This is a genomic window from Flavobacterium columnare NBRC 100251 = ATCC 23463 (assembly GCF_002530675.1).
Classification (GTDB): domain Bacteria; phylum Bacteroidota; class Bacteroidia; order Flavobacteriales; family Flavobacteriaceae; genus Flavobacterium; species Flavobacterium columnare.
The window spans coordinates 1-1,540 of the sequence record NZ_PCMX01000097.1 but is presented as its reverse complement, the minus strand read 5'-3'; the positions used below and the strand labels follow the sequence as shown (position 1 = coordinate 1,540).

At 28.7% G+C, this 1,540-nt stretch carries 2 protein-coding genes; both read right to left on the bottom strand.

Annotated features, from left to right (window positions below):
* Positions 1-147: 147 nt before the first annotated feature.
* Complete coding sequence (locus tag B0A78_RS12010; protein WP_421498117.1) at positions 148-1,071, bottom strand: ISAon1 family transposase; 924 nt, start codon at positions 1,069-1,071, stop codon at positions 148-150.
* A gap of 49 nt (positions 1,072-1,120) precedes the next feature.
* Positions 1,121-1,477, bottom strand: coding sequence for an ISAon1 family transposase N-terminal region protein (locus tag B0A78_RS12005; RefSeq protein WP_065212843.1), 357 nt, complete (start codon positions 1,475-1,477; stop codon positions 1,121-1,123).
* Positions 1,478-1,540 lie beyond the last annotated feature (63 nt).

Genomic DNA, 1,540 nt, shown 5'->3' with positions numbered 1-1,540 from the left:
ATGAAAAGCTTTCCGTTTAGGGGAGCTTTTTTTATTTAAATATCTTTTTAAGGATCAAGTTCAAATGTCTTGATCCAAAATAGGATCAAGTCTAAAACGGGATCAAGTCTAAAACGGATCAAGTCTAAAACCTGTGGATTTGATAAATTAGGCATATAAATTTGTAAGTCTAAAAAGAAAGAATTCTATGTTTCTTACGCCTCTAAATTTACTTCTAAAAGCCTTTATTTTTGCATTAAAAGATTCGGCTGAAGCATTGGTACTTCTGTTGTCAAAGTAATTTAGTATTGTTTTATAATGATTTGTTATTGTTCTTGATATTGTATTAAATGTTTTGAATCCAGATTGATTTACTTTTTCATGCCATTTAGCCAATTTGGTATAACCATAAATTTTATCTTTTGTTTCTTTAAAGATATCTGATAATTCCATTGATAGTTGGTAAGCTGTTTTTAAATCCGGATAGTTTTTAAATAAAACTTTAGCTCTTTCTTTTTGATTTTCTGTCCATTTATTTTCCCTTTTATACAACAAGTATCTACTTCTGGCTAGAAGTTGTTTTTTAGTTTCACCATTTTCAAGAATTATGGGGTTGAATTTTTTCTTATTTCGTTTGGCTTTTTCAATGGCTTCGTTTTCATCATCTATTGCTTGCCATCGATGTTTAATTCTAATTTCCTGTAAGGCTTCAATGGCTAATTTTTGCACGTGGAATCTATCAGTTACCAGAGTAGCGTTAGGGAAAGATTTTTTCACAATTAGTTCCATATTGGGAGCCATATCCAAAGTCATCTCTTTAACTTTATTTCTTATTTTTAAGGGTATTTTATTTAATACTTCAATAACATTATCTGCTTTAGTCCCTTTGATGATAGCTACAATGCTTCCAGCTTTGCCTTTAGCTTTCTTGTTAGTGATTATGGTGTAAAGTTCATCATAAGAAAGAGCTGTTTCATCAATAGATAAATTCTGCCCTATGTTTTGAGGATATAATAACCATTCTTTAGCATGAGCTTTTTGATTCCAGTTAGAATAATCGCTTAAAAAATCTTTATACTGATTTTGAAGTATTTTGCCTTTAACACCATAAAATTTGGCAATACTTTTAGTATCATGAGCATTAGTATCTATTGACTTCTTTTAAAAAAGAGGCGAACTCTTGTGTTAAGCGAGTGCCTTTTGCTACTATATTCCAATCTCTAAAAACAACTTTATCGGTAGACAAATTAAGCCATCTTCTTCTTTTTATATGTAAATAAACTACGTGACCTCTTATTGGAAAATCTTGAACGGTAATAGATTCAAAAAAACCTTTTGATTGTAATTTATCTTTTGAATATTCTATAGGAATTTCATTTAATTCTTCTAAATATAAATGTAAAACTTCTTCTTCTTTATCAATTGAAGTTAGTTCAAAATAATGGGTTAGATATTCAGGTAATAAAAGTGTTATTAACGTATTAAAAGAACAGTCCATTTCTATAATTTAATCAATACAAAGTAAACTATTTTAAAATTTCTCCACAACTTTTTGACTTGA